This window comes from Actinomyces sp. ICM47, assembly GCF_905369875.1.
In the GTDB taxonomy this organism is placed as follows: Bacteria; Actinomycetota; Actinomycetes; order Actinomycetales; family Actinomycetaceae; genus Pauljensenia.
Window position 1 is genome coordinate 1 of record NZ_CAJPJE010000019.1, and the last position, 25,095, is coordinate 25,095.

19 protein-coding genes and 2 pseudogenes are annotated in these 25,095 nt (G+C 65.0%); 17 read left to right on the plus strand and 4 right to left on the minus strand.

Translation table 11 applies throughout. The features are described 5' to 3' along the window. Window positions 1-659: pseudogene (locus QZ149_RS05375) on the plus strand (tRNA-specific adenosine deaminase); the annotation flags it as partial. Window position 660: 1 nt separating this feature from the next. Then, window positions 661-1,152, plus strand: coding sequence for a MogA/MoaB family molybdenum cofactor biosynthesis protein (locus QZ149_RS05380; RefSeq protein WP_291450256.1), 492 nt, complete (start codon window positions 661-663; stop codon window positions 1,150-1,152). 158 nt (window positions 1,153-1,310) lie between these two features. Here the strand turns inward: QZ149_RS05380 and moaC are convergent, their stop codons facing one another. The 3 genes from moaC to QZ149_RS05395 all read right to left on the minus strand — a co-directional run bounded on the left by moaC (window position 1,311) and on the right by QZ149_RS05395 (window position 4,353). Further along, window positions 1,311-1,784, minus strand: a complete 474-nt coding sequence (gene moaC, locus QZ149_RS05385; RefSeq protein ID WP_009648503.1) for a cyclic pyranopterin monophosphate synthase MoaC — start codon at window positions 1,782-1,784, stop codon at window positions 1,311-1,313. A gap of 119 nt (window positions 1,785-1,903) precedes the next feature. After that, window positions 1,904-3,193, minus strand: coding sequence for a gephyrin-like molybdotransferase Glp (glp, locus tag QZ149_RS05390; protein ID WP_291450257.1), 1,290 nt, complete (start codon window positions 3,191-3,193; stop codon window positions 1,904-1,906). Between the two features lie 119 nt (window positions 3,194-3,312). Continuing rightward, on the minus strand, window positions 3,313-4,353 hold the full coding sequence (locus QZ149_RS05395; protein ID WP_291450259.1) for an alcohol dehydrogenase catalytic domain-containing protein: 1,041 nt from the start codon (window positions 4,351-4,353) through the stop codon (window positions 3,313-3,315). A 169-nt stretch (window positions 4,354-4,522) separates the two neighbouring features. Here QZ149_RS05395 and moaA point away from each other — a divergent pair, with 169 nt between their 5' ends. The 14 genes and pseudogenes from moaA (at window position 4,523) to QZ149_RS05465 (ending at window position 23,243) form a co-directional block, all read left to right on the plus strand. Further along, window positions 4,523-5,587 carry a GTP 3',8-cyclase MoaA gene (moaA, locus tag QZ149_RS05400; protein WP_291450260.1) on the plus strand — a complete coding sequence of 355 codons (1,065 nt, stop codon included), beginning with the start codon at window positions 4,523-4,525 and terminating at the stop codon, window positions 5,585-5,587. Window positions 5,588-5,811: 224 nt separating this feature from the next. After that, window positions 5,812-7,164 carry a nitrate/nitrite transporter gene (locus tag QZ149_RS05405; protein ID WP_291450262.1) on the plus strand — a complete coding sequence of 451 codons (1,353 nt, stop codon included), beginning with the start codon at window positions 5,812-5,814 and terminating at the stop codon, window positions 7,162-7,164. A gap of 69 nt (window positions 7,165-7,233) precedes the next feature. Next, a complete protein-coding gene (locus QZ149_RS05410) occupies window positions 7,234-11,004 on the plus strand; it encodes a nitrate reductase subunit alpha (protein WP_291450264.1) in 3,771 nt (1,256 codons plus the stop codon). Further along, a complete protein-coding gene (narH, locus tag QZ149_RS05415) occupies window positions 11,004-12,554 on the plus strand; it encodes a nitrate reductase subunit beta (RefSeq protein WP_291450265.1) in 1,551 nt (516 codons plus the stop codon). The genes QZ149_RS05410 and narH overlap by 1 nt, the downstream gene beginning before the upstream one ends. After that, window positions 12,551-13,240, plus strand: coding sequence for a nitrate reductase molybdenum cofactor assembly chaperone (narJ, locus tag QZ149_RS05420; RefSeq protein WP_291450267.1), 690 nt, complete (start codon window positions 12,551-12,553; stop codon window positions 13,238-13,240). The genes narH and narJ overlap by 4 nt, the downstream gene beginning before the upstream one ends. A gap of 5 nt (window positions 13,241-13,245) precedes the next feature. Then, complete coding sequence (gene narI, locus QZ149_RS05425; RefSeq protein WP_291450268.1) at window positions 13,246-14,022, plus strand: respiratory nitrate reductase subunit gamma; 777 nt, start codon at window positions 13,246-13,248, stop codon at window positions 14,020-14,022. Window positions 14,023-14,312: 290 nt separating this feature from the next. Then, on the plus strand, window positions 14,313-15,305 hold the full coding sequence (locus QZ149_RS05430; protein ID WP_291450269.1) for a MoaD/ThiS family protein: 993 nt from the start codon (window positions 14,313-14,315) through the stop codon (window positions 15,303-15,305). A gap of 100 nt (window positions 15,306-15,405) precedes the next feature. Then, entirely contained in the window at window positions 15,406-15,825 is a 420-nt protein-coding gene (locus QZ149_RS05435) for a molybdenum cofactor biosynthesis protein MoaE (protein ID WP_291450271.1), read from the plus strand. A gap of 3 nt (window positions 15,826-15,828) precedes the next feature. After that, window positions 15,829-16,654: pseudogene (locus QZ149_RS05445) on the plus strand (HesA/MoeB/ThiF family protein). 23 nt (window positions 16,655-16,677) lie between these two features. Further along, window positions 16,678-17,292, plus strand: a complete 615-nt coding sequence (locus QZ149_RS05450; protein ID WP_291450276.1) for an NTP transferase domain-containing protein — start codon at window positions 16,678-16,680, stop codon at window positions 17,290-17,292. 78 nt (window positions 17,293-17,370) lie between these two features. Continuing rightward, window positions 17,371-19,401 (plus strand): MBL fold metallo-hydrolase, encoded by a 2,031-nt coding sequence (locus QZ149_RS05455; RefSeq protein ID WP_291450277.1) that lies wholly within the window; start codon window positions 17,371-17,373, stop codon window positions 19,399-19,401. A 194-nt stretch (window positions 19,402-19,595) separates the two neighbouring features. Continuing rightward, window positions 19,596-20,912 (plus strand): ATP-binding protein, encoded by a 1,317-nt coding sequence (locus QZ149_RS05460; RefSeq protein WP_291450278.1) that lies wholly within the window; start codon window positions 19,596-19,598, stop codon window positions 20,910-20,912. 361 nt (window positions 20,913-21,273) lie between these two features. Continuing rightward, on the plus strand, window positions 21,274-21,576 hold the full coding sequence (locus QZ149_RS10010; RefSeq protein WP_366488261.1) for an RloB domain-containing protein: 303 nt from the start codon (window positions 21,274-21,276) through the stop codon (window positions 21,574-21,576). 143 nt (window positions 21,577-21,719) lie between these two features. After that, the gene (locus QZ149_RS05465; RefSeq protein WP_291450281.1) at window positions 21,720-23,243 is read left to right on the plus strand and encodes a hypothetical protein; all 1,524 of its coding nucleotides are present in this window, start codon (window positions 21,720-21,722) and stop codon (window positions 23,241-23,243) included. 196 nt (window positions 23,244-23,439) lie between these two features. Here QZ149_RS05465 and QZ149_RS05470 read toward each other — a convergent pair whose 3' ends face one another. Continuing rightward, window positions 23,440-23,952, minus strand: a complete 513-nt coding sequence (locus tag QZ149_RS05470; RefSeq protein WP_291450282.1) for a molybdopterin-binding protein — start codon at window positions 23,950-23,952, stop codon at window positions 23,440-23,442. Window positions 23,953-24,294: 342 nt separating this feature from the next. Between QZ149_RS05470 and modA the strand changes: the two genes are divergently transcribed. Beyond that, window positions 24,295-25,095, plus strand: a complete 801-nt coding sequence (gene modA / locus QZ149_RS05475; RefSeq protein ID WP_291450284.1) for a molybdate ABC transporter substrate-binding protein — start codon at window positions 24,295-24,297, stop codon at window positions 25,093-25,095.

The following is a 25,095-nucleotide window of genomic DNA, read 5'->3' on the forward strand; positions in this document are numbered from 1 at the left end:
CCCCGGCCCTGCCCGCCGTCGTCCCCCCCCCCGCGCCCCCCGGCCGCCGTGCAGTCACGGCTTCACCGTTCCCGCGCCGCGCCGGCCGTCCTTTCTCCGAGCGCGTCTCCGGCAGCAGCGACACTCCCGCCGACATCGCCGCAGGCGAGGCAGCCGCCGCAGCAGCTGCCTCCGCAGCAGTAGCAGCCGCAGCCGCCGCGGCAGCCGCCTCTGCCGCCGCCGCCACGACCCAGCCGCCCTACCGCAGCGCCGCCCCCGTCATGCCCGCCGTGGCCCCCCAGGCCACGCGCGGCCCCATCACCAAGTCCGTGCCCAAGATCCGCCCCGTGCACGTGCGCCCCACCGCGGTCGCGCCCTCCGGGATCTACACGCCCGCCCAGCCCAAGCGACCCGACGCCGCGGCCCTGCCCGAACCCCCATCCCCGGTCGTCGAGGTCGTCGCCGAATCCTTGCCGCCCGCGCCGCCGCAGTTCCCCCAGCGCGCCCAGCAGCGCAGCGCCACGCGCACGCAGCGCCCCCTGCCGCAGGCCTTCGAACCAGAGGAAGCATGCCGCGTCGACTACGAGCTCGCGTCGCGCCAATTCAGCGACGTTGACGCCGTCATCTCCGGGATCCGCGCGCGCCGCTCCTCACGCCGCGACGGCAGTGCCCGACACTGACATGATCCCCGCGCGCGTCATCACCGTCTCCGACCGGTGCCACGCGGGCACCGCTGAAGACCTCTCCGGCCCCCTCGCCGCACGCCTTCTCGCGGAGCATGGCGTGGAAGCCTCCGTCACCGTCATCCCCGACGAGGTCGAGGCCATCCGCGCCGCGATCACGTCCGCAGCCGCATCCGGCGCACGCCTCGTATTCACAACCGGCGGCACCGGCCTCTCCCCTCGCGACGTCACCCCCGAGGCCACCGAGCCTCTCCTGGCCACCCGCATCGACGGACTCGCCGAGGCTATCCGACGCCGCGGCGAAGAAAACGTCGCCTCAGCCGCCCTGTCACGAGGCCTCGTCGGCGTCACGGCGCGATCTGACGTGGGCACGCTTGTCGTCAACGCCCCCGGCTCCCGCGGTGGCGTCACCGACGCCGTTGCCGTCATCGGGCCGCTCGTCGCCCACATCATCGATCAGCTCGCCGACGGAGACCACCCGCGCGCGTGAGCGCACCCCTTCCACGCACTTCTTTGCGTGCGGGGAATTCGCGAGTGCGTGAACCCGCGCCCGCGCGGGATCGTAACCGCACGCCCCTCGTACGAGGCGACCGCCCGGCGAGCGCGAACGCCCGGGTGGCCCACGCCTCGTCGGTGAGAACCCAGCGATCAGTCCTCCGGGCGCACCCAGTCGCCGCTGCGGCCACCCGACTTTGCGACAATCTTCGCCTCGGCGATGCGGGCGGAGCGGTCCACGCCCTTGACCATGTCCACGATCGCGAGAGCCGCGACCGTCACCGACGTCAACGCCTCCATCTCCACGCCCGTGCGATCCGCCGTGCGCACAGTCGCGCGGATCGCCACGTGATCGTCCTCCAGACTCAGGTCCACCGCGCAGCCGTGCACACCAATCGTGTGCGCGAGGGGTAGCAGCTCCGGGACGCGCTTCGCCGCGGAAATACCGGCCACACGAGCCACCGCCAGCACGTCACCCTTCGGGACAGTACCGTCGCGCAGCGCCTGCATGACCTCGGGCGAACAATCCACGCGGCACACGGCGCTCGCCTGGCGCACCGTCGGGGTCTTCGCGGTCACGTCCACCATGTAGGCGGCACCCTCGTCGTTCAAATGCGTAAACTTCACAGGTTTCCTTTCACAATGACGACAACTACCAGATGTAGATTGCGGGTTGTGCGTCGTTGATTGCGGGGCAATCGGGGCACACACGTCGTGGGACTGTAGCCCCTTCGTCGCCTGCCGCGTCAACCCACCAGCGCGACGACGGCCAGCTCTTGGCCAGCCACGACCTCGCCGAACTCCGGAACTACCACGCCAATACCCTGCGCGTGCGCCAGGGACGCCACCAGGTGCGACTTCGACCCCAGGGGGTGCACAGGCTCCACCCAACGGACCCCGGCCTCGTCCCCGGAACCGGCCCCAGCCTCGTCGACGAAACGAACCGGGATGAACTGAGTCTTGCCCTCCGGCGACTCCCACCCCACGCGTGCGCGGGCCATCGCGGCGGAGGGGACGGTCGCTCCGCGCTCGGGGCGCACGAGGCCCGACATGACCGCCAGCGCACCCGCCACATACATGTGGAACGTCGTGAACACCGACACCGGATTGCCAGGTAGGCAGATAACCGGAGTCTCGCGGCCGCGTGTGCCCACCGGCGTCGCCCCCACGCCCTGCGGACCGCCCGGCTGCTGGGCAACATGATGGAAGCCCGCGTCCGTGCCCAGCGTCAGGCGCACCACCTCGTAGGCACCCGCCGAAATACCGCCCGCGGTGATCACCAGGTCGGCGTCGGGCGCTTCGTTGAGGGCACGGCGCAGCTCCTCCGGCGTGTCACCCGTGCGCAGGTGAGCGACAACACGCCCGCCCGCGTCCTCCACGAGGCCACGCAGCAGAATGCCGTTCGAGTCGGGGATCTGGCCGCGTTCCAGTGCCTCGCCTGCACGCCTGAGCTCCGTTCCCGTCGTCACCACGAGGACACGTGGGCGCGGCAGGACCGTAAGGGTCCCGTGGCCCACCGAAATCGCGGCCGCCAGCGCAGTCCCATCCAGGAGGCGGCCCGCCTCGAGGACCAGGGAACCTGCCTCGAGGGCCTCACCCTTGACGCGCACGTTCGCGCCCAGCTTCGGGGCGACGCGAATCTCCACGGAAGCGGGGGCCTGAGCAACCCCGGCCGCGTGGTCCGTGTGCTCAACCTTGACGACTGTGTCCGCGCCCTGGGGGAGGGGAGCGCCCGTCATGATACGCATCGCCTGACCGGCCTCGAGGCGGTGCTCGCGCGTATCGCCCGCCGGGATGTCAGCCACGACCGGCAGTGACCAGGGGCCTTCGCCCGCCAGATCCTCACGGCGCAGGGCGAAGCCGTCCATCGCCGAGTTCGTGAACGGCGGCAGGGGAATCAGCGAGTGGAGGTCGACGGCCAGCCGACGGTCCAGGCACTCCTCGGCTGGCAGCGTGTCGTGCGGCAGGACGTGGCTGAGCGCCAGCGCCTCAATCAGGTCACGGTGCTCCATCGTGGACAGCGTCGGATCATGCATAACACCAGTGTACGGGCGCGGGTGGCCGTTGGCGGGCCGCTGCGGGCCGGTGGGTAGGGCGACCGGGTGGGCCGGGCGGGCTGTCGCTGGTAGCGGTCGAGGCCGTAACGCGCGCAGCGTCAGATGGTCAGCAAGACCTTCGTGGCGCGGCGATCATCCATGGCGGCGTAGCCTTCGGCGGCCCGGTCGAGGGGCAGGACCATGTCGAAGACCGCACCGGGGTTGATGACGTCGCGAATGATCAGGTTGATGAGGGTTGGCAGGTACTTGCGCACGGGCGCGGGTCCGCCGAACATGTGCACCTCGGCGTCGAACATGCGGCTCATGTCGAGGGAGACGCCGTGGGGAACGCCCACGAAGGACAGGTGCCCACCGGGGCGCACGCAGCCCAGCGCCTGGTCGAACGACGCCTCATTGCCGACGGCCTCCACGACGCCGTCGGCCCCCAAGCCGCCGGTCAGTGCCTTCACGCAGGCGATGCCTTCCTCACCGCGTTCCTCCACGATGTCGGTCGCACCGAACTCGCAGGCCAGCGCCTGTCGGTTCGCGTGGCGCGACATGGCGATGATGCGGGAGGCACCCAGCTGGCGGGCACCGATGATTGCACCCAGGCCCACGGCACCGTCACCCACGACGACGATGGTTGTGCCGGGACCTGCCCCGGCCTCGTCGGCGGCGAACCAGCCGGTGCCGAGCACGTCGGAGGCTGCCAGGAGTGAGGGGATCTGCTCGCGTGTGGGCATGCCGGGTGTCTTGACAAGCGTGCCGTCTGCGAGGGCGATGCGGGCGTACTCGGCCTGTGTGCCGCCGGCGCGCATGCCGACGAAGGCGTCGCCCTGGGCGGCCGCGGTCGCGCAGCGCGAGGGGTAGCCGGTACGGCAGATGAGGCATTCGCCGCAGGAGATACAGAAGGAACCGACGACGAAATCGCCGGGGCGCACGGTGGTGACGGCGGATCCGACCTCGACGACGGTGCCGACGTACTCGTGGCCCATGCGCTGTTCGTGGACAGGTTGGGCACCGCGGTAGGGCCACAGGTCGGATCCGCAGATGCACGTGGCGGCCAGCTTGATGATGGCGTCTGTGGGTTCCAGGATGGTGGGCATCGGCGTCTCTTCGACGGTGACGTTGCCGGGTTCGTGCATGACGACGGCGCGCATGGTGCTCCTCGCTCGGGTTCTCGTGCACTCACGCTATCCCGGCGGCGGCGTTTTCGTCTGAGCTGTCCACTGTTCGTTTTCTCTCAGGCGATGAGGTCGGGGGCAGTTTCGGGGCGACGTGACCTATTTCGAAGGGCGAAGACCGGGTAAAAAGCGGTAGGGTGTCGCCATGTCTGTCGAGTTTGTATCCGCCGATCAGGTGGCACATGCGGCCGCATGTGAGGCGCCGCTGCGGCTCGTCGACACCTTCGGTCGAGTGGCCCGCGACCTGCGCGTTTCCTTGACGGATCGCTGTAATCTGCGCTGCTCGTACTGCATGCCCCCCGAGGGTTTGGACTGGCTGCCCACTGAGGATACGCTGACCGACGCGGAGGTTGTGCGCCTCGTGCGCATCGGCGTCGAGCGGCTGGGTATCCGTCAGGTTCGATTCACGGGCGGCGAACCGCTGTTGCGCCGAGGCCTCGAAGGGATTATCGCGGAGTGTTCCCAGCTTCGGACCGACGAAGGGCAGACTCCTGACCTGGCGCTGACGACGAATGCGCTGGGCCTGGCTAAGCGCGCCCAGGGATTGAGGGATGCGGGTCTGGACCGCGTCAATATCTCCTTGGACTCGCTGGACCGTGAGCACTACGCGGCGATTACGAGGCGTGATCGCCTGGGCGACGTCCTGGAGGGCATTGAGGCCGCCGCGCGCGCGGGCCTGAGTCCGATCAAGGTCAACACCCTCGTGCTGCGTGGCATGAACGAGGCCGACCTGCCCGACCTGGTTGACTACTGCCTGGATCGGGGCATCGAGCTGCGTGTGATCGAGCAGATGCCGATTGGTCCGGTGGACACCTGGGATCGTCAGAACATTCTGACGGCGGACGAGATTCTGCACATCATGGGGACTCGCCACACGTTGGATCCCGCGCAGCGCGAGGATCCGCACTCACCGGCTGGGCGCTGGATTGTTGACGGTGATCCGACCAAGAGGCTCGGCGTCATCGCCTCCGTGTCTGATCCTTTCTGCAATGCCTGTGATCGTACGCGCCTGACGTCGGATGGCATGGTGCGTTCCTGCCTGTTTTCTACGGAGGAAACATCGCTGCGCGATCTGCTGCGCGGGGGTGGCTCCGATGCGCAGATTGCCGCGCGATGGGCCGATGCCATGTGGGTCAAGCCGGCCGCGCACGGCCTCAACACTGATGCTTTTGCGCGCCCGTCGCGCACCATGAGCCGTATTGGTGGGTAACCTCCCGCTAATTTGATAACGCCGATGTTTTGTAACAGCGATTAATAGCAGTATTGGCGATCCGGTGATTCCGCGCGGTAACCCTACTTTTCCTTGTTTTCACAGGGGTGATGCAGGTTACAAAATGATGATGCGATGGTTGTTATTTCACTTGGTAGCCTCCGTGTTAAAGATTGTCCGGCGCATGCCCGCGCCCGGATTTCCCTTCACGGATGAGGAGAGCCATGAGCACGACCGAACCTGCGGCTAAGAAGAGCCGCTACCTGCTCACTGACTGGAACCCCAACGATGAGTCCACGTGGGACTCGAAGCTCGCATGGCGCACGCTGTGGATCACGACCTACTCGCTGATCCTGGCCTTCTGCGTGTGGTTTCTGCCCAGCGCCATCGCGCCGAAGCTGACGCTCCTCGGCTTCAATCTGGACAAGTCGCAGCTGTACTGGCTCACCGCTCTGCCCGGCCTCGCGGCCGGCATCCTGCGCCTCATCTACATGTTCCTGCCCCCGCTCATCGGCACCCGCAAGCTCGTGGGCATCACCTCCCTGCTGTGCATCCTGCCCATGGCCGGCTGGTTCTACGTCGTCCAGGACAACACGACCCCTTACTGGGTTCTGCTGACCCTGGCCTTCATGTGTGGCATCGGCGGCGGTGCGTTCTCCGGCTACATGCCCTCCACCGGCTACTTCTTCCCCAAGCGCCTCTCCGGCACGGCGCTCGGCCTGCAGGGCGGCATCGGTAACCTCGGTATGTCCGTCATCCAGCTGGTTGGCCCCATCCTCATGGGCTTTGGCCTCTTCGGCATGACCTGGCTGGCCCCGCAGACGCAGGCCAGCGGCGACCACGCGGGTGAGCACATCTGGGTCTACAACGCCGCGGTCTTCTTCATTCCGTGGTGCCTTGTTGCCGCGATCCTCGCCTTCATCTGGCTGCGCGACGTGCCCGTCAAGGCCAACATCAAGCAGCAGCTCGATATCTTCTCCAACCCCAACACCTGGTACATGACCATCCTCTACGTCATGACCTTCGGTCTCTTCTCCGGCTTCTCTGCCGTCTTCGGCCTGCTCATCAACAACCAGTTCGGCCGCGAGTCCTCCCTTGCTCTGCCGGTCCTGGGTGCCACCTTCGCCTTCCTCGGCCCCCTCATTGGCTCGATCATCCGCATGTCCTGGGGCATCTTCTGCGACCGCATGGGCGGCGCCATCTGGACCTTTATCTCCGGTGTCGGCATGGCCATCACGCTGGCCGGTATCGCCTGGGTTCTGTACAACCCCACCGGTTGGACCGACTTCTACATCTTCATGGCGCTCATGCTCACCATGTTCCTGTTCTCCGGCTTCGGTAACGCCGGTACCTTCAAGCAGATGCCGATGATTATGCCGGCCCGCCAGGCTGGCGGTGCCATCGGCTTCACCTCCGCCATCGCATCCCTCGGCCCCTTCCTGGTCGGCGTCGCCCTCTCCGCGGTCGGCACTGGCGGTGCCTGGGCCTTCTTCCTCGGATGCGCCATCTTCTGCGCCCTGTGCTCGGTCCTGTGCTGGGTCATGTACGCGCGCAAGAACGCCCCGTTCCCTGGCTGATCCACCCGGCACTGCGCGGTGCCGACCGGACCTGCCACTGCCTCGTCACTCGACTCTTAGGAGCACCCCATGACGAATCTCGATTCCGATATGACCTTCCCGGCTTACGGCGGTGAGGTCAAGCCCGCGACCGGCGCGACCCTGTTTGCACTCGGCTCGTGGCTGCGTCGCGGCAAGGCATCCGCCGACGCGCGCCAGCTCTTCCTCGAGGGCGGCCGCGACGGCGACTCCTTCTACCGCGACCGCTGGAGCTACGACAAGATCGTGCGCTCCACCCACGGCGTGAACTGCACGGGCTCCTGCTCGTGGAAGATCTACGTCAAGGACGGCGTCATCACCTGGGAAACCCAGCAGACTGACTACCCGTCGACCGGCGCTGACATGCCCGAGTACGAGCCCCGCGGCTGCCCGCGTGGCGCGGCGTTCTCGTGGTACGAGTACTCGCCGACCCGCATCAAGTACCCCTACGTGCGCGGCGTCCTCCTCGACATGTTCCGCGAGGCCAAGAAGCGCCTCGGCGATCCTGTCGACGCGTGGGCTGCGGTCGTTGAGGATCCGGAGAAGGCACGCGCCTACAAGTCGCAGCGTGGTCGCGGCGGCATGGTCCGCGTGTCCTGGGAAGAGGCGATGGAGATCGTCGCCTCCGCCTACGTGCACACGATCAAGCAGTACGGCCCGGACCGCATTGCCGGCTTCTCGGTGATCCCCGCCATGTCGATGATCTCCTACGGCGCGGGCGCCCGCTTCCACGAACTCATCGGCGCGACCATGCTGTCCTTCTACGACTGGTACGCGGACCTCCCGCCGGCCTCGCCTCAGGTGTTCGGCGACCAGACCGACGTGCCGGAGGCCGGCGACTGGTTCAACTCGCAGTACCTCATCATGTGGGGCACGAACCTGCCGCTGACCCGTACCCCCGACGCGCACTTCATGGCCGAGGCCCGCTACCACGGCCAAAAGGTCGTCGTCGTGTCCCCGGACTTCGCGGACAACACGAAGTTCGCGGACGACTGGTTGCGCGTCCAGCCCGGCACGGACGGTGCCCTGGCGCAGGCCATGGGCCACGTCATCCTCAAGGAATTCCACGTCGGCAAGCGCGAGCCCATGTTCCTGGATTACATGACGCGCTACACCGACGGCCCGTTCCTCGTGCAGATCGGCGAGGTCGGCGAGGGCGCCCACGAGGGTATCGAGGCGACGACGCTGGTTCCCGGTAAGTTCCTCACGGCCGCGAAGATGCCCGCAGGCACGACCGAGCGCACCGAGAACAACGAGTTCCGTCCTCTCGTCATCGAGGCCGACGGCACGGTCAAGGATCCGGGCGGTACGCTCGCCGATCGCTTCGGCGAGGAGGGCGCCGGTCACTGGAACCTCAACCTCGATGGCGTCGAGCCGGTCATGTCCATCATGGACACGAACGAGTGGGAGCCCGTCGAGATCGCCCTGCCGCGCTTCGACCTGCCGGCAGCCGACGGTCAGGCCTCGGTCGGCGGCGGCTACATCCTGCGTGGCGTCCCCGCGCGCCGCGTCAACGGTCGCCTCGTGACGACCGTGTACGACATCATGCTGGCTCACTACGCGGTTGAGCGCGAGGGCCTGCCGGGCCAGTGGCCCACCGACTACATGGACGCCTCCACGCCGGGCACCCCCGCGTGGCAGGAGGAGTTCACCTCGGTTCCCGCCGGAGCAGCCATCAAGATCGGTCGCGAGTTCGCGCAGAACGCGGTCGAGACGCAGGGCCGTTCCATGATTCTCATGGGCGCTGGCACGAACCACTACTACCACTCCGACCAGATGTATCGGACGTTCCTGGCGCTCACGGAAATGTGTGGCACCCAGGGCCGCAACGGTGGCGGCTGGGCCCACTACGTGGGTCAGGAGAAGGTCCGCCCGATCATGGGCTGGGGTTCCTTCACCTTCGCCCTGGACTGGGCGCGTCCGCCGCGCCAGATGATCTCCACCGGCTGGTACTACATGACCACCGACCAGTGGCGCTACGACGGGGCCTCGGCCTCGGCGATGGCGAACCCGATCAAGTCCTCGCACCTGGACGGCAAACAGCTGGTCGACACGCTCGTCGAGTCCGTCCAGCGCGGCTGGATGCCCTGCTACCCGACGTTCTCCAAGGGTTCGACCCAGCTGGGTCGCGAGGCCGCCGAGGCCGGTATCGCCCCGGCCGAGTACGTCTCCCGGGAGCTGCGCGAGGGCCGCCTTCAGTTCGCGATCGAGGACCCGGACGCCCACCACAACGTTCCGAAGATCCTCGCGAACTGGCGTACGAACCTGCTTGGTTCGTCCGCGAAGGGCACCGAGTTCTTTCTCCGCCACATGCTGGGCACCGGCAACGAAGTCAACGCGGAAGAGCTGCCCGAGGGTGCCCGCCCCAAGACCGTCAACTGGCGCGACGCTCACCCCGGCAAGCTCGACCTCATGTGGGTGGCGGACTTCCGTAACACGTCGACGACGCTGCACTCCGACGTTGTGTTGCCCGCCGCCACGTGGTACGAGAAGCACGACCTGTCCTCCACGGACATGCACCCCTTCATGCACTGCTTCGACGAGGCCGTGAACCCGCCGTGGGAGGCGCGCACCGACTTCGAGGTGTTCCAGACGCTGGCACACCTCGTGGGACGCCTGGCCGCCAACCACCTGGGGACGCAGACGGACGTCGTCGCGGTCCCGCTGGGGCACGACTCCCCGGACGCCATGACCATGGCGAACGGCGTCGTCCCCGAGCAGACGTGGACGCCCGGCAAGACCATGCCGAAGCTGGTCCCGATCGAGCGTGACTACACGCAGGTCGGCTACAAGTTCGACCGCATGGGCCCGCTCCTGACGAAGGCTGGCCTGGCCGCCAAGGGCGTTGCGTTCAACGTCCAGGAGGCCTTCAACGAGCTCGGCGACCTCAACGGTCGCGCCCCCATGGACGGCAATGCCGGTGAGGGTGCGCCCCTGTGTGACACCGCGATCAAGGCGGCGAACATGGCGATGCGTTTCTCGGGCACCACGAACGGCTCCCTGGCCGTTCAGGGCTTCCGCACGCTGGAAAAGCGCGTCGGTAACCCCATGGCATTCCTGGCTGAGGGTGACGAGGAAAAGAAGATCACCTACCAGGACACCGTCCTGCAGCCGCGGTCCGTCATCACCAGCCCCGAGTGGTCGGGTTCCGAGCACGGTGGTCGCCGCTACAGCGCCTTCGTGCAGAACGTCGAGTGCCGCAAGCCGTGGCACACGCTCACGGGTCGCCCGCAGTTCTACGTCGACCACGACTGGATGATGGACATGGGCGAGTCCCTGCCGATCTTCCGTCCGCCGCTCGACCTGGCGCACATCTACGGTGAGCGTCCCGTCGGCGACCACCGTCCCGGTCAACCGGGTCAGGCCGAGGTCGCGGTGCGCTACCTGACGATCCACAACAAGTGGGCCATCCACTCCCAGTACTACGACAACCCGTACATGCTGACGCTGGGTCGTGGTGGCCAGACGGTGTGGATGAGCCCCCAGGATGCTGAGAAGATCGGCGTGCGCGACAACGAGTGGATCGAGGCGAAGAACCGTAACGGCACCGTGTCGGCTCGCGCTGTTGTCTCCCACCGCATCCCGGAGGGCACGGTGTTCATGCACCACGCCCAGGATCGCCAGATCAACACCCCGCTGAACGAGGGGTCCGGCAAGCGTGGCGGCACGCACAACTCGCTGACACGAATCTTTATTAAGCCGACCCACCTGGCCGGCGGATACGCGCAGTTCGCCTACGCGTTCAACTACTACGGTCCCACCGGTAATAACCGCGACGAAGTCACGGTTATCCGCCGCCGCTCCCAGGAGGTGCAGTTCTGATGAAGGTCATGGCTCAGATCGCGATGGTGATGAACCTCGACAAGTGCATCGGCTGCCACACCTGTTCCGTCACCTGTAAGCAGGTGTGGACGAACCGCGAGGGTACCGAATACATCTGGTTCAACAACGTCGAAACCCGTCCCGGCGTGGGCTACCCCCGCGGCTGGGAGGACCAGAAGAAGTGGAAGGGCGGCTGGAAGCGTACCGCCACGGGCCGCCTCGTTCCCCGTCAGGGCGGACGCGTCGCCTCGCTCGCGAAGATCTTCGCGAACCCGACGCAGCCGACCATGAAGGACTACTACGAGCCGTGGACGTACGAGTACGACAAGCTGCTCCAGGCGCCCGCGAACTCCCGCGCGATCCCGACGGCCCGCGCGAAGTCCAAGATCACGGGCGAGCACATCGACAAGCCCGAGTGGGGCCCGAACTGGGACGATGACCTCGGCGGCTCCATGGAGACCCTGGATCAGGACCCGGTCCTGCACCAGATGAACCTCCAGGTCGCCAAGACCATCGAGGACGCGTACATGTTCTACCTGCCTCGCATCTGCGAGCACTGCCTGAACCCGACCTGCGTGTCGGCGTGCCCCTCGGGCGCGATGTACAAGCGCACCGAGGATGGCATCGTCCTGGTCGACCAGGATCAGTGCCGCGGCTGGCGCATGTGCGTGTCGGCCTGCCCTTACAAGAAGGTCTACTTCAACCACAACACGGGCAAGACCGAGAAGTGCACGCTGTGCTACCCCCGCCTCGAGGTCGGCCAGCCGACCATCTGCTCGGAAACCTGCGTGGGCCGCCTGCGCTACCTGGGCGTGCTGCTCTACGACGCGGATCGCGTCACCTGGGCCGCGTCCCAGGAGGACGAGCGCGACCTGTACCGCGCCCAGCGCGAGATCCTGCTCGACCCGAATGACCCGCAGGTGATTGCCCAGGCCCAGGCCAACGGCGTTCCCCACTCATGGATTAAGGCCGCCCAGCAGTCCCCGATCTGGAAGCTCATCACCGAGTATGAGGTCGCCCTGCCGCTGCACCCCGAGTTCCGCACCCTGCCGATGGTCTGGTACGTGCCGCCGCTCTCTCCAGTCGTCGACCAGGTGACCGCGTCCGGCAGTGACGGCGAGGACCACAAGGTCCTGCTGTCCGCCATCTCGCAGATGCGCATCCCGATGGAGTACCTGGCCGGCCTGTTCACGGCCGGAGACACGGCTCCCGTGGAGCTGGCGCTGCGTCGCCTCGCCGCGATGCGCTCCTACATGCGCGACGTCTTCGTCGACAACCCGACGAACGAGGAGATCCCGGCCTCCGTGGGCATGACCCCGGAGAAGGTCAAGGAGATGTACCGACTGCTGTCGATCGCCAAGTACGACGACCGCTTCGTCATCCCGACCGCCCACCCCGAGATGCCGCGCGGCATCAAGGAGCTTGAGGGCTGCCCGGTGTCCTACGACGTCGAGGCCTTCCACGGCCTGGCCCCCGCCACGTCGAACCGCCCAATGGGTGGCTCGTCGCCGGAGGGACGCCAGATGCTCCCCCTTGAGGTCGTTCGATGAGTACTTTCGTCGGCATTCCGCGCATTCCTACGGCCGCTCCCGAAACGGAGATGGACCCGCAGGACGCGCGCGGCGTGCGCATGGCGGTCTCGCTCCTCCTGGACTACCCGGGGGATGACTTCGAGACCAAGCTGAACGCCGTCGAGGAGGCTCTGGCGGACCTGCCGGAGCCAGCCTCGTCGTCCTTGGCCTCGTTCGTGAGCTACGCGCGTGCCGCGGGCCTGCGTACCATGCAGACCACCTACGTCGAGACGTTCGACCAGCGCCGCCGCTGCGCGCTCGGCCTGACATACTACACGCACGGCGACACCCGCGGACGCGGCCAGGCAATCCTGGCGTTCAAGGAGGTGCTGCGCCGTGCCGGTTTTGAGATGGACCGCGAGGAGTTGCCCGATCACCTGCCGGTGGTCCTGGAGTTCGCGGCCCTCGACGAGACGGGCACGGCCGAGGGCCTGCTGCGCTCCAACCGCGAGGGTATCGAGGTGATTCGTACGGCACTGCGCGCCGCGGACTCCCCGTACGCGCCGCTGCTGGACGCGCTGGTCGCGACGCTGCCTGAGCCGGACGAAAAGACCATTGAGGGCTTCCGTAAGCTCATTAGCCAGGGGCCGCCCACCGAGCTGGTGGGCGTGGGCGATCTGTCTGCCACGCCCTCCCCGACTTCCGAAACAACGATGGGACGGTAACGTTCATGGAATCCGCACTTTTGCATGCCGCGTCCGCACCCGAGACGCAGTCGCTGTCCTTCCTGGACATTGCCCTGTGGGTGGTCCTGCCCTACGTGTCCTTCACGATCCTCATCGTGGGCCTCGCGTGGCGCTACAAGACGGACCAGTACGGCTGGACGTCTCGTTCCTCGCAGTGGAATGAGCCGACCATTCTGCGCTGGGCATCGCCGCTGTTCCACTTTGGTGTTCTCTTCGTGTTCATGGGCCACATCCTCGGCCTCGTGGTCCCGAAGACCTGGACCGAGGCCGCCGGTGTACCCCAGCACGTCTACCACTTGACGGCGACGATCCCCGGCACGATCGCCGGAATCATGACAATCATCGGCCTCGCGATGCTGATCTATCGTCGAGTGGTGTACAAGTCGGTGCGCGTGGCGACGACCCGCATGGACATCGTCACCTATGTCATGCTCTGTATCCCGGTGCTCCTGGGCGGCGCGGCGACGCTGCTGAACCAGGTGCTCGGCGGGCACGAGGGCTATGACTACCGCGAGACGATCTCCGTCTGGTTCCGCTCGATCTTCTACCTTCACCCGCAGGCGCACCTGATGGTTGACGTGCCCCTGAGCTTCAAGCTGCACATCGTCGCCGGCCTACTGCTCTTCTGCGTGTGGCCGTTCACCCGCCTCGTGCACGCGGTGAGTGTGCCGGTCGGCTACGTGGCGCGTCCCCCGGTGGTCTACCGGTCGCGCGACGAGCGCCGCACGCACGCGATCACGCGTGGCGGTATGTCGGACTGAGTTCGTGCTTTCCTACCGCGGCCTCGAATGACGAGGCCGCGGCGGGCCAGGCGGTAGCGTGGGGCGGGCGATGGCTCGCCCCACGCTGTATATCGTGGGCGTCGGTGCCCGCGAGCCAATTGTGTGCAAGGATCCCTTCAAATGGTCCCGTTCATTGGAATTGACCGTGCGGATACGGCGACAAGCTGGGTAAAATTACTTCCTGTTTATAAGTAATGTAATGCTGCTAATGCCGTACGGAGATTCACGCAGAGCGGATTTCCGCTGATTAAAAGGGAGAGAGGATAGGCATGACTGACACCTCCCATTCTCGGACGCTGGCAGAAACGCTTGAGGCGATGGCTGCCCTGACGCCCGCCCAGCACGCGCTGTTGGAGCGCATTTCGCAGCACGCGGCACCCGTGACCGTCGCTGAGCTAGCTCAGGAGGCCGGCCTGCACGTGTCGAGTGTGCGCGAAACCCTGGAGGGCTTGTTTGGCGTGGGCCTTGTGGAGAAGCAGCAGCTTCCCTCGTCGGGGCGCGGTCGTCCGGCGCTCGGCTATTCGACGACGACCCCCGCCGACCCGTCGTTTGCGGCGCAGATGCTCCACCAGCTGACTTCATCGCTGCTGGCGTGGTTGCGCGCGGACGCTGTGGATCCAGCGGCTTCGGTGCGCGAAATCGGCGCGCGCTGGGCGGACGCCGCACTGGAGACCATGTCGGTGCCGGATCATAGCCATGCTACCCGCCGCGTCGCGCGCGAAAACTTCAACATCGCGGGACACCTGGGTAAGGTGCGCCTGTTCATGAACGCGATGGGTTTTGCGTCGGTGCCGCACGAGAGCGATCCAATGGCGGTCGTGTTGACGGCCTGCCCATTCACGGAACCCGGTGCCCCCGATGACCTGGCCCTCGAGCTGCGTCGTGGTATCGTCGAGCGCATTTTTGAGCGCACGGCGACGGGCATGGCGAGCTGGTCGGTGGAGGTTGACCCGATGAACCCGCTGCGTCTGACGGTGTATCTCCGTCCGGTCAATGAGCCGAATCCGAAACCACTGTCGACGACCGTGCACTTCTTTGGTGGCGCGGCGGAGGCCGCTGGCGGCTATATGTGCGAGCTTCCTGCCACAGAGACGCCTGCGACGCTCGGCGAGCTGATCGCGCACCTCGGCGAGGAGAACCCGGCTCTGGGCCGCATACTCGAAGTGTCGAGCTTCCTGGTGAACGAGCGCTCGGCTCGTTTGGATACCGAACTCATGCCCGGAGTACGCGTCGACGTGCTGCCGCCTTTTGCCGGTGGGTGAGAGTTTCGAGTCATTTGTGTGGATCGGCCAGGAGTTTTATAAAGTCCTGGCCGATTCCGTGTAAAATAAAAGTAATCATCTCCCGTTCTTGGAGGATCTCATGTCAGCAGAGATTGCAACAGGTATTACTGACGACCCTCTCGACTCGAGTTCACTGATCGATAGCGCGCGCCGCGACACGTGCGGCGCGGTGGCGTCTTTTATCGGCGTCGTGCGCAATCATGACGGGGGAGAGAGCGTGGAAGCGATCGAGTATTCGTCGCATCCGTCGTCGTCTCAGATTTTGCGTGAGATTGTCTCCGAGTTCGCGGATCGTCCCGGGGTGCATCGCATTGTTGCGTGGCACCGCGTTGGTCACCTCAAAATTGGCGAGGACGCGATGGTTGTGGCCGTGGCTGCCGAGCACCGCGCGCAGGCCTTCCGAGCGGTGGAGGGCATTGTTGAGGACGTCAAGGCGAAGCTACCGATCTGGAAGAAGCAGGAGCTGACCGATGGTTCCCACAACTGGTCGGGTCTGTAAGCGATGACGATCGGTGATCCGTACGCGCGTGACGCTGCGGTTTCGGGGCGTTCTGTCGCGGTTCCGCTGCACTGTGCGCCTGTGAGGTACGAGGCCGGGGATCTGGCGCTGGAACGTTTCCGGCGCAATTGGCTGGTATCAGGTATCGGTGAGGCGGGCCAGGCGCGCTTGGCTGCTTCTCGCGTGCTTGTCGTGGGTGCGGGAGGCCTGGGTTCGCCCGTCCTGCTGTACCTGACGGCGGCGGGCATCGGTACAGATTGGTATCTGTGACTCCGACGTCGTTGAGGTGTCGAACCTACAGCGTCAGCTGTTGCATGGTGAGGGTGACGTGGGGGTTCCGAAGCCGAATTCAGCCGTGCGTCATCTCAGTGGACTCAACTCGTCGGTTCAATTCGAGCGCTTTGGGCATGTGACGCGTCAGTGGCTGGACGAGCATGGCCGCGAGTGGGATTTGATCGTGGAGTGCACGGATAATTTCGACGCGAAGTATCTGGTGGCGGACTACTGCGCGGATTCGGGCGTGCCCCTCGTGTGGGGGACGGTCGTGCGCATGGCCTATCAGGTCAGTGTCTTCTGGTCCGCGGCTCCTGCTCCCGTGCCGTCCCTGACGCTGCGGAGTCTGCACCCGGTGCAGCCTGCCCCGGGAACGACTCCGGCCTCGACTCAGGTGGGTGTTTTGGGGCCGGTCGTCGGTCAGGCGGGCACCGCCATGGCGACTGAGGCTATCAAGATGCTGGTGGGCTTCGGTGAGCCTCTCATTGGTCGCGTCCTGATGGTGGACGCGACGACGCAGCGCACGGACGTGCTGACCTTCGCGCCGTGGGAGTGAGTGGCGTAGATTCGTCGTGTGGCGTGGGCGTGCCATGCGCGCGTCTGGCGGCGATGGTTGTTGGCGGTGGGGGCGGTGAGCGCCTGGGAGGCGTCTCGAAGCCGGACCTTGTGTTCGGTGGAGTGCGACTCGTCGACCGCGTGTGCTGTGCTTTGGGTGAAGTTGCTGATGCTGGCGTCGTTGCTATCGTTCCGCCCTCTGTGCGCGTCCCCTCCGGTGTGGCGTGCACCCTTGAGGATCCACCGGGCGGTGGTCCTCTGGCGGGGATCGACGCGGGCTTAGCGGCGCTGTCCGTGGGCGCAGATTGCTGGGTGATCGTCGTGTCCGTGGACTGCCCCGGCATTGCGGACGTTCTGCGCTGCCTCCTGACCGAACCCCTGGGTATCGCGTGCGACGGGCGCATCCTGCGCGGCGGCGATCCCGAGCCATTCGACCAGTACCTCATGGGTGTCTACCGTGCCGGGGCGCTGCGCCGTGCTATCGACGAGGCCGTGGCGCGTCATGGGAGCGTGCGCGGTATGGGGGTGCGCCGGGTTTTGCGTGCCCTGACGCTTGAGCGGGTGGATGTGAGCGTCGACGTGTGCCGGGATGTCGATACGCCCGAGGACCGGGCCTGGTGGGAGTCTCGCCTCGGCTGATGATTTGTCAGTAATGCCTGAGTGGCTATAGGTTTAGAGAGTAAGTGTCAAGGCCTCTCATCCCATCCAGGTGCACTCATGAATCTTCGTCACGGTCATCTGTGGCAGCGACTCGGACTGACCATAGTATCAGGAATCGTTGCCACTTCCTATGCTCCGGCCGCCCTCGCGGCCCCTGTTGACGAGCAGGGGGCGCAGAGCGATTCCAGCATTGCCGACTCGCAGGTGTCAAGATCCGAGGAGGAAGCCCAGAGCGGCTCTGCTGCCGTGGACCAGACGAGCGCCCGCGATGCTGATACTGCTGACGCGGCCACGGCCTCGTCCGAGGAGAGGGCGGAGGAAGGGGGAAGCGCCCAGGTCCTGACGTTCCCCGGCACGAGCGGGCCGACACGCATTCATATCCTCTCAACGGCGGGGGCAGCGGATGCGATCCTCCTCGAATCGCGCGGCGTCTTCGCCATGATCGACGGCGGCGAAGGCGTCGGCGCGCCCGACGGCTCCGACCCGCGCTACCCGTGGCGGGACGGAATCGAAGGCGCGGCCAAGGGTGACACCGACTGGGTCCTCGGCTATCTGAGGCGCAACGGCGTCACCTCGTCAAACCTGGTGTTCTATCTGGGTACGCACGCGCACTCCGACCATATCGACAACGCAGACGACATCATCTACGCGTTTCATCCCCAGGCGATCCTAACCCCCGAATACTCCGACGACTGGATCACCGACAAATCGCGTCTGTGGGACAACCAATGGTGCTACGACAACATGATGACCGCCGCGCGTTGGGCCGCATCTGCGTACGGTGCAACCATCATTCAGCACGTCAACGACGACGACACGCACATCCAGCTGGGCGATATGGATGTCCAACTGATTCCCGTGGATCCGGACGAAAACTACAAGAAAGTTGGCGTCCGCGATGCGAATCTCATCGCCTACACCGCGAAGGTGAACGCGTTCGGTCATTCCGCGTACCTGGCTGCGGACCTCGAGGCTCGCGGCGGCTACGAGGACCGCATCGCCCCCATCGTCGGGCACGTCGACCTGCTGAAAGCCGGGCACCATGGAATGGCGAGCTCGAACTTCCCGCCATTCATGGAGACACTCAGCCCCTCCATGATCGTCCAGACGGGTCCCAAGTGGTTCACTCCCGACAGCCTCACGGACAGCGTTATTCATGGGGATACGTCGTGGGCACCGACCCTGGATCTGTGGTCGGCGGGTTCTATCCCCGCCATCGTCGCCACCTTCACCTCCTCCGGAATTTCCTACAACGACCTCTCTGCTGCGTCCTGGGGGCATGAATATGGTGGGGTCACTCCGCGCGCCTGGTGGTTCAAGGGGGCGCGCCCCTCGGCGACTTCTGGCTGGTGGCAGGGGCGTTCCGGGTACTGGTACTACTTCGCGGGCAAACCCTCCGCCGAGGCGTCGGCGTGGGTGTACGACCGTGGTTCCTGGTACTGGATGGGTGCCACCGGTGCGATGGCAAGCTCCGAGTGGATTCATGACGGAACTGACTGGTACTACATTGAGGCGTCCGGCCATCTCGCCGGAAGCGGCTGGATGTGGAATTCCGGCTCCTGGTACTACCTGAGCAATGGACGAATGACCACCGGATGGCTGCTCGATCATGGCACCTGGTATTACATGGATCCGCACACGGGCGCGATGCGCACGGGCTGGGTTCACATCGATGATCGCTGGTACTACCTTGGATCCTCCGGAGCAATGTCTACCGGGTGGCTGCACAATGACGGGGCCTGGTACTACCTGTCAGGCAGTGGGGCTATGGTGACGGGGTGGCTGCGTAGCGGCGGCGACTGGTACTACCTCTCTAGCAGCGGCGCAATGACCACCGGATGGTTCCAGGATGGCTCCTCCTGGTACTTCTCCTCCGCCTCGGGCGTCATGCACACCGGCTGGTTGAACTCCGGAAGTAACTGGTACTACATGAGTGGAAACGGTGCGATGAGCACGGGCTGGACCAAGGTCGCCGGTGCTTGGTATTACATGGGTGGCTCCGGTGCCATGGTCACCGGCATGCAGGTCATTGACGGGCGTCGATCGACCTTCGATTCCTCGGGCCGCTGGGTGGGCTACGCCTCCTGACAGATCGAGGAACTCTTCGCGAATATCCTGCCTGGGTACTGCCCGGCCGCACATGGAAACGGCCGGACGACGCTTATATGTGGCATTTTCCGTGGTGTGGTGATTGTTCAAAGGGCTGGGTGGTGTAGAGCACCCGGAATTCATTCCTGAGAAGATGTAGAATTTTTACATCTAATTCGGAAAGAGAGAGTGCGATGCTGCGGGTCCTTCACCTCGACAACTGGAAGTCCTTTTCTGAGCCGGTTGATTTTACGATGATTGCGGGGAAGGAGAGTCGCTACGGTGGGACTCTCTATCGTGACGGAAAGTCCCGTGTCCTGCCCGTTGCGGCAATCTACGGCGCGAATGCGGCGGGGAAATCTACTCTCCTCGATGCTCTCGCCCACCTGCAGGTCATGCTGCGCGAGCCGCGTAAGCGTGGGCAACGCCTGCACTATCACCCGCACCTTCTCTTCGGTGACAACAGGCCCAGCGTCATTGGCGTCGAAATCGTCCTCGATGTACAGGATGCGACGTCGGATCGAAAGGCCATCGTCTACTACGAGGTAGCCTTCAATGCGGATGCAATCGTCGAGGAAGTCCTCTACCGCCTGCGCTCGGAAGACGAGGAGGCGGTCTTCGTGCGCCAGGGGCAGGACATCGCTCTTTATGGTGATCTGGAAGATGATTCGTCGCTCGATGCTGCCTCGAAGACAGTCCAGCCCAATCGTCTGTTCCTCGAGACCTGCTTCAATGCGGCTTTGGTCGACGATGAGAGCAGCCTGCTGGGTTCTGTCATCGACTGGTTTAAACGCCTCACCATTGTGGGGAGAGGCGCGCGCTACATCCTCATGCCTCAGCAGATTGCCCACGATGATGCATTTCGTGCTGCCGTCGGGCAGGGGTTGACGGTTGCCGACACCGGTATTTCAGGTATTTGCTACACGAGCGTTCCTCGGGACAAGGTTCCGGCACAAGACAAGGTTCTCGAAGAGATCGAAGATCAGCTGACCGACAAGACCTCCGAAGCATACCTTACTGCTGAAAGCGGGGCTGTTTTTCGTGCTCGGCTCGGTGATGATGGTGACGTCGTGTACGAGCGCCTCGTGACCGTCCATAAGGACGGTGCTCACGAGTTTCGTCTTCCTCTCGAGCAGGAATCCGATGGGAGCATTCGTTACCTGAATCTATTGCCCATCCTGTACTGGGCGGGAAAAAGCCAGCACTCGGGGGTTTACCTGATCGACGAACTCGAAGATTCTCTTCATCCCAAGCTGACGGAGGAGCTGCTTCGGCTGTTCCTTGACTCATCGGGGCCGGGCGAGAAGCGTCAGCTGATCTTTACGACGCACGAGCTCCACCTCCTGCGTGCCGACCTGCTGCGGCGCGATGAGATTTGGCTGGTCGAGAAGAACGAACACCGGTCTGAATTGACGCGGCTGACTGACTTTCCTTCCGACGTGCTTCGAAAGGGCAGTGACCTACCGCGGATATACATGTCGGGTCGCCTCGGTGGCGTCCCACGGATCTAGGGGGCGTCATGGGTAAGAAGAAGCAGGCGCCGACGAGGCACTCCTCTCGGGGAAAACGAGGGAAATCCTTCGATAGGGCCCCTCGGCCAGTTGTTATTCTCGCCGTCGAGGGGGCAACGGAGAGGGAATACCTGAAGGCGCTCAACCAGTGGCGCTATCGGGGAGCTTTCGCCTTCGATTTCTGTCGCAATCGAGACAAGTCGTCGCTGAAGAATCTCATCGTCAGTATCAAGCGGAAGGCTGATGATGTTGGGCGTGATGGTGCTGCTGGAGCCTGGATCGTCTGCGACGTGGATGATAACGCCCCCATATTCATGATCTGGAGAACTGGTTGGCTGGGGTCAGTGGGTATCTCCGCGCAGTGGAACTGTCGAATCCCTGTATTGAGGCGTGGTTCGTCTACCACTGTGCGGACGTCTGTTCGAGCCGGACCGCAAGTGCTGTCGTTGAGGAACTCCTCAGTAAGTGGGAACGGGGAGCTTATGAGAAAGCAATGGAGATTCCTCAGTGGTTTATCGAGGGAACCGACGCGGCTTGCTCGCGGGTAAAGCATCGACGGGCAAGCTTTGAGAAGGGGGCCACGGCGTGGGATGAGGCCCCCTGGACCGACATGCCCGAATTGATCGCATGGCTCGACCAGTTGTCGTCACGACGCGCTGAATAAAACGGCCGCTGGGCCGCCTACGCCTCCTGACTTTCCCCGCAGAACTTGTAAAGAACTCTCACGAAGCACCGCGTATTGACGCAGGTGGGCGGCGCTTTGCGCGGTATTCTACACACAAAAATCCCGCGCGAAAGGTCCCTCCGATGTCGTCACGCACCCGCCGCACCGTCCTCCTCGCGCTTGCCACAGTGGCGGCCACGGCCTCGTCCCTGACCCTGGTGAGCGCCCCGGCCGCCCGCGCCGACGACACCCAAAGCGGCGCTCAGAGCGGCACCCAGTCCGGTCCGTGGGTGCCTGGCACCACGATCCCGCTGGCGAACGCGAAGTCCGTCGAGGCCTCGACCGTGAGCGCCTCCACCCTCACCTTCACGCCCAGCACAAGCGAGCAGACGAAGATTTTCGTCCTCTCCTCCGGATCCTCCGACGCGATCCTCGTCGAGAGCGGCGGCTGGTATGGCATCATCGACGGCGGTGAAGACGCGGACCTGCCCGACGGCTCCGACCCGCGCTACCCCGTGCGCACCGGCATCGCGATTGCTGCCGCCTCCACCACCGACTGGCTCCTGCAATACCTCGACGACCAGGGAGTCAACGACACCAACGTGGCGTTCTACCTGGGCACCCACGCCCACTCCGACCACATCGCCAACGCAGACGACATCATCTACAAGTACCGGCCCAAGGTCATCCTCAGCCCCGAATACTCCGACGAATGGATCACCGACGACAACTCCCTATGGGACAACCAGTACGTCTACGATCACCTCGTGACCGCCGCAAACTGGGCGGTCGACAGCTACGGTGCGACCTTCATTCAGCGCCTCGACGGCTACAACACGCACATCGCGCTCGGCGGGGCCGACATCCAGATGATCCCCTTCGATGCGGACGAGTACTACAAGACGCGTGGTACCACCGACGCGAACCTCATGGGCTGGGGGACGAAGGTCACCGCCAACGGGCACACCGCTTTCCTGGCCGCCGACCTCATGAGCACCGAATCCGACTGGGAGACCCCCAACGGCTTCGAGGACCGCATCGCCGATGAGGTCGGCGAGGTCGACATGCTCAAGGCCGGCCACCACGGCGCTGAATCCTCCAACTCCATCCCCTTCATGCAAAAACTCCACCCCGGCGCGATCATCCAGACCGGCATGTCCGACGACAGTCCCGACCGCCTGTCCTTCCTGGTCCTCCACGGCGACACCAAGTGGTTCCCAATGGGCGACATCTGGGACTCCATTAAAGTCCCCGCGCTGATCTGTGAGTTCAGTGGGGACGGCATTACCTACGACGGCGTCTCCAACTCCGAGTGGGGCCACGAATACGAATCCGAGACCCCGCGCGCCTGGTGGTTCAAGGCGGGTCGCCCCGCCGCGACAACCGGCTGGTGGGACGGCCCCTCCGGCAACCGCTACTACTTCAACAATTCCGCCTCAGCCGTAGTCGACCAGTGGGTCGATGTTGACAGCATCTCGTACCACTTCGACGCCACCGGGGCGCTCATTGAACAGAAGGACGCGGACGGCAACGTCACGGTCGTCACGACCGCGTCCTCGAGTTCCTCGGCGACGCCCATCCCTAGCCTGTGGTGGTTCATCGCCGGAGGCGGCGCGCTCGTCGTCCTCGCAGGTGGTGCTGTGTTCCTGCGTCGACGCAAGGGCTGACCTTCCGACAACGACGAGGCCGCGGCATACGCCGCGGCCTCGTTCGTTTCTGGTGTCCGGGGGGCGGCGGCCCGCCCGCGAGATCGCCACACGCGAGCCTTCGGCTCGGAGTGATCGATCTCGAAGCCCGGCCAGGCCTTGCCGCCGCCCCCGGACACTAACGAGCCGAGGCCTCGTTTCTTGCTGCTTGGGAGAGTCAGCGCTGCTCGTCGAGCTGGTGGAAGATCGCGGGCAGTAGGGGTGTGACCACCTCGAGGGTGTCGAGCGCGCCGCCGTGTGAGCCGGGGGAGGAGATGATGAGCGCCCCCGAGGAGTCGCGCGCGGTCACGCCGACGACCTCTCGGGACAGGCCCGACAGGGGAGTGTTGGTCAGGCCATGGGCGCGGATCTGCTCGGCGATGCCGGGGATCTCGACCTCGATGATCGAGCGGACGACTTCGGGCGCATAGTTGCCCACGCCGAAGCCTGAGCCCCCCAGGATCAGGATGAAACGCGCGCCAGCGGCGAGTGCCTCGCGGATTTCCGTGTCGAGGACGTCGGCGCTCTCGGGGATCGCGGCCATCGTCACCTGGTCCAGGCCTGCCGTAGTCAGCGCTCCAACGCATGCGGGGGTCGCCCGATCCTCCTTCGTGCCGCGCTGGATGCGGTCCGAGTAGGCGATGATGTGGGCGTTGATCTGGCTCAGGTCGTAGTCGACGGATGTGGGCATGGTGTCCTCCGAGAAGTGGTTACGTATGAGTGTGATCCTAGTCCCTTTCATGGGTGTGAGAGGGCGATGAGGGCACGGGGTGTGGGCGCGTTTTATGTCCGGTGGGGCCGAGGCAATTGCTGGCTTGTGCGCTCCGGGTGCTGTTCGTGTGGTGGATCGGAGGTCGGCGATCTCCCGTGAGTCTTTTTAAGCGGGGTGAGAGCAAATTTAATAGGTAGGGGTATTTTCCTTGAAAATGAAGGCGTTCAGCGTCGGCAGATTACTGTCGCGGCAGCCTGTTGCCTGGCCGCATCGCGCTTGTTAGATTTATCGCGTTCAATCCCCTCTCAAAAGGAGATCCCTGTGCGTTCCCTCCGCTTCCTCCCCCTCGTGGGTGCTGCCGCCCTGGCCTTGGCCGCCTGCACCTCCGGCTCTACCCCTGCTGCTGATTCCACGGCCTCGTCCGACAACGCAACGGTCCCCTCCCGCGAGGTCGTTCTCAACGTCTACGCCGCCGCCTCGCTGACCGAGACCTTCGAGGAACTCGAATCCTCTTTTGAGGCGGCCTACCCGGACGTCGATGTCCGCTTCAACTTCGCCGGGTCGCAGGACCTGGTCACCCAGCTCGGCGAGGGTGCAGACGTCGATGTTCTGGCCACCGCGAATGAGTCCACCATGAAGAAGGCCGCCGACGCCTCCCAGGTCGACGACCAGACCCTCTTCGCGTCTAACAGCCTCACCCTCATTACGACGCCCGGTAACCCGGCGGGCATCACCGGTCTCGACTCCTCGCTCGACGGCGTTAAGTTGGTCATCTGCGCGCCCGAGGTCCCCTGCGGCAAGCTCACCAAGACCCTCACCGAGAAGCTCGGCGTGACCCTGCACCCCGTCTCCGAGGAACAGGCCGTCACCGACGTGCGCGGCAAGGTATCCTCCGGCCAGGCCGACGCCGGCATCGTCTACAAGTCCGATGCCCTGGCCGAGGGCGATGCCGTCGACACCGTCGACATTCAGGGTGCTGACGAGGCCGTCAACGAGTACCCGATCGCGCTCGTGAGTACCTCCACGAAGAAGGACTACGGGCAGAAGTGGATCGACCTGGTGCTGTCCCCCGAAGGCCAGGCCCTCCTCAGTGAGGCTGGCTTCACTCCCGCCGTCAAGTAG

Excerpts from the sequence above, each read along its gene's own strand:
- QZ149_RS05395 (WP_291450259.1), bottom strand. The coding sequence starts at position 4,353 with ATGCGCGCCGTCGTCATGCACGAACCCGGCAACGTCACCGTCGAAGAG.
- QZ149_RS05470 (WP_291450282.1), bottom strand. The coding sequence starts at position 23,952 with ATGCCCACATCCGTCGACTACGACCTGAGCCAGATCAACGCCCACATC.
- QZ149_RS05465 (WP_291450281.1), top strand. The coding sequence starts at position 21,720 with ATGTCGTCACGCACCCGCCGCACCGTCCTCCTCGCGCTTGCCACAGTG.
- narH (WP_291450265.1), top strand. The coding sequence starts at position 11,004 with ATGAAGGTCATGGCTCAGATCGCGATGGTGATGAACCTCGACAAGTGC.
- moaA (WP_291450260.1), top strand. The coding sequence starts at position 4,523 with ATGTCTGTCGAGTTTGTATCCGCCGATCAGGTGGCACATGCGGCCGCA.
- QZ149_RS05435 (WP_291450271.1), top strand. The coding sequence starts at position 15,406 with ATGTCAGCAGAGATTGCAACAGGTATTACTGACGACCCTCTCGACTCG.
- QZ149_RS05430 (WP_291450269.1), top strand. The coding sequence starts at position 14,313 with ATGACTGACACCTCCCATTCTCGGACGCTGGCAGAAACGCTTGAGGCG.
- QZ149_RS05410 (WP_291450264.1), top strand. The coding sequence starts at position 7,234 with ATGACGAATCTCGATTCCGATATGACCTTCCCGGCTTACGGCGGTGAG.
- QZ149_RS05405 (WP_291450262.1), top strand. The coding sequence starts at position 5,812 with ATGAGCACGACCGAACCTGCGGCTAAGAAGAGCCGCTACCTGCTCACT.
- glp (WP_291450257.1), bottom strand. The coding sequence starts at position 3,193 with ATGCATGATCCGACGCTGTCCACGATGGAGCACCGTGACCTGATTGAG.
- QZ149_RS05455 (WP_291450277.1), top strand. The coding sequence starts at position 17,371 with ATGAATCTTCGTCACGGTCATCTGTGGCAGCGACTCGGACTGACCATA.
- narI (WP_291450268.1), top strand. The coding sequence starts at position 13,246 with ATGGAATCCGCACTTTTGCATGCCGCGTCCGCACCCGAGACGCAGTCG.
- QZ149_RS05380 (WP_291450256.1), top strand. The coding sequence starts at position 661 with ATGATCCCCGCGCGCGTCATCACCGTCTCCGACCGGTGCCACGCGGGC.
- QZ149_RS05460 (WP_291450278.1), top strand. The coding sequence starts at position 19,596 with ATGCTGCGGGTCCTTCACCTCGACAACTGGAAGTCCTTTTCTGAGCCG.
- narJ (WP_291450267.1), top strand. The coding sequence starts at position 12,551 with ATGAGTACTTTCGTCGGCATTCCGCGCATTCCTACGGCCGCTCCCGAA.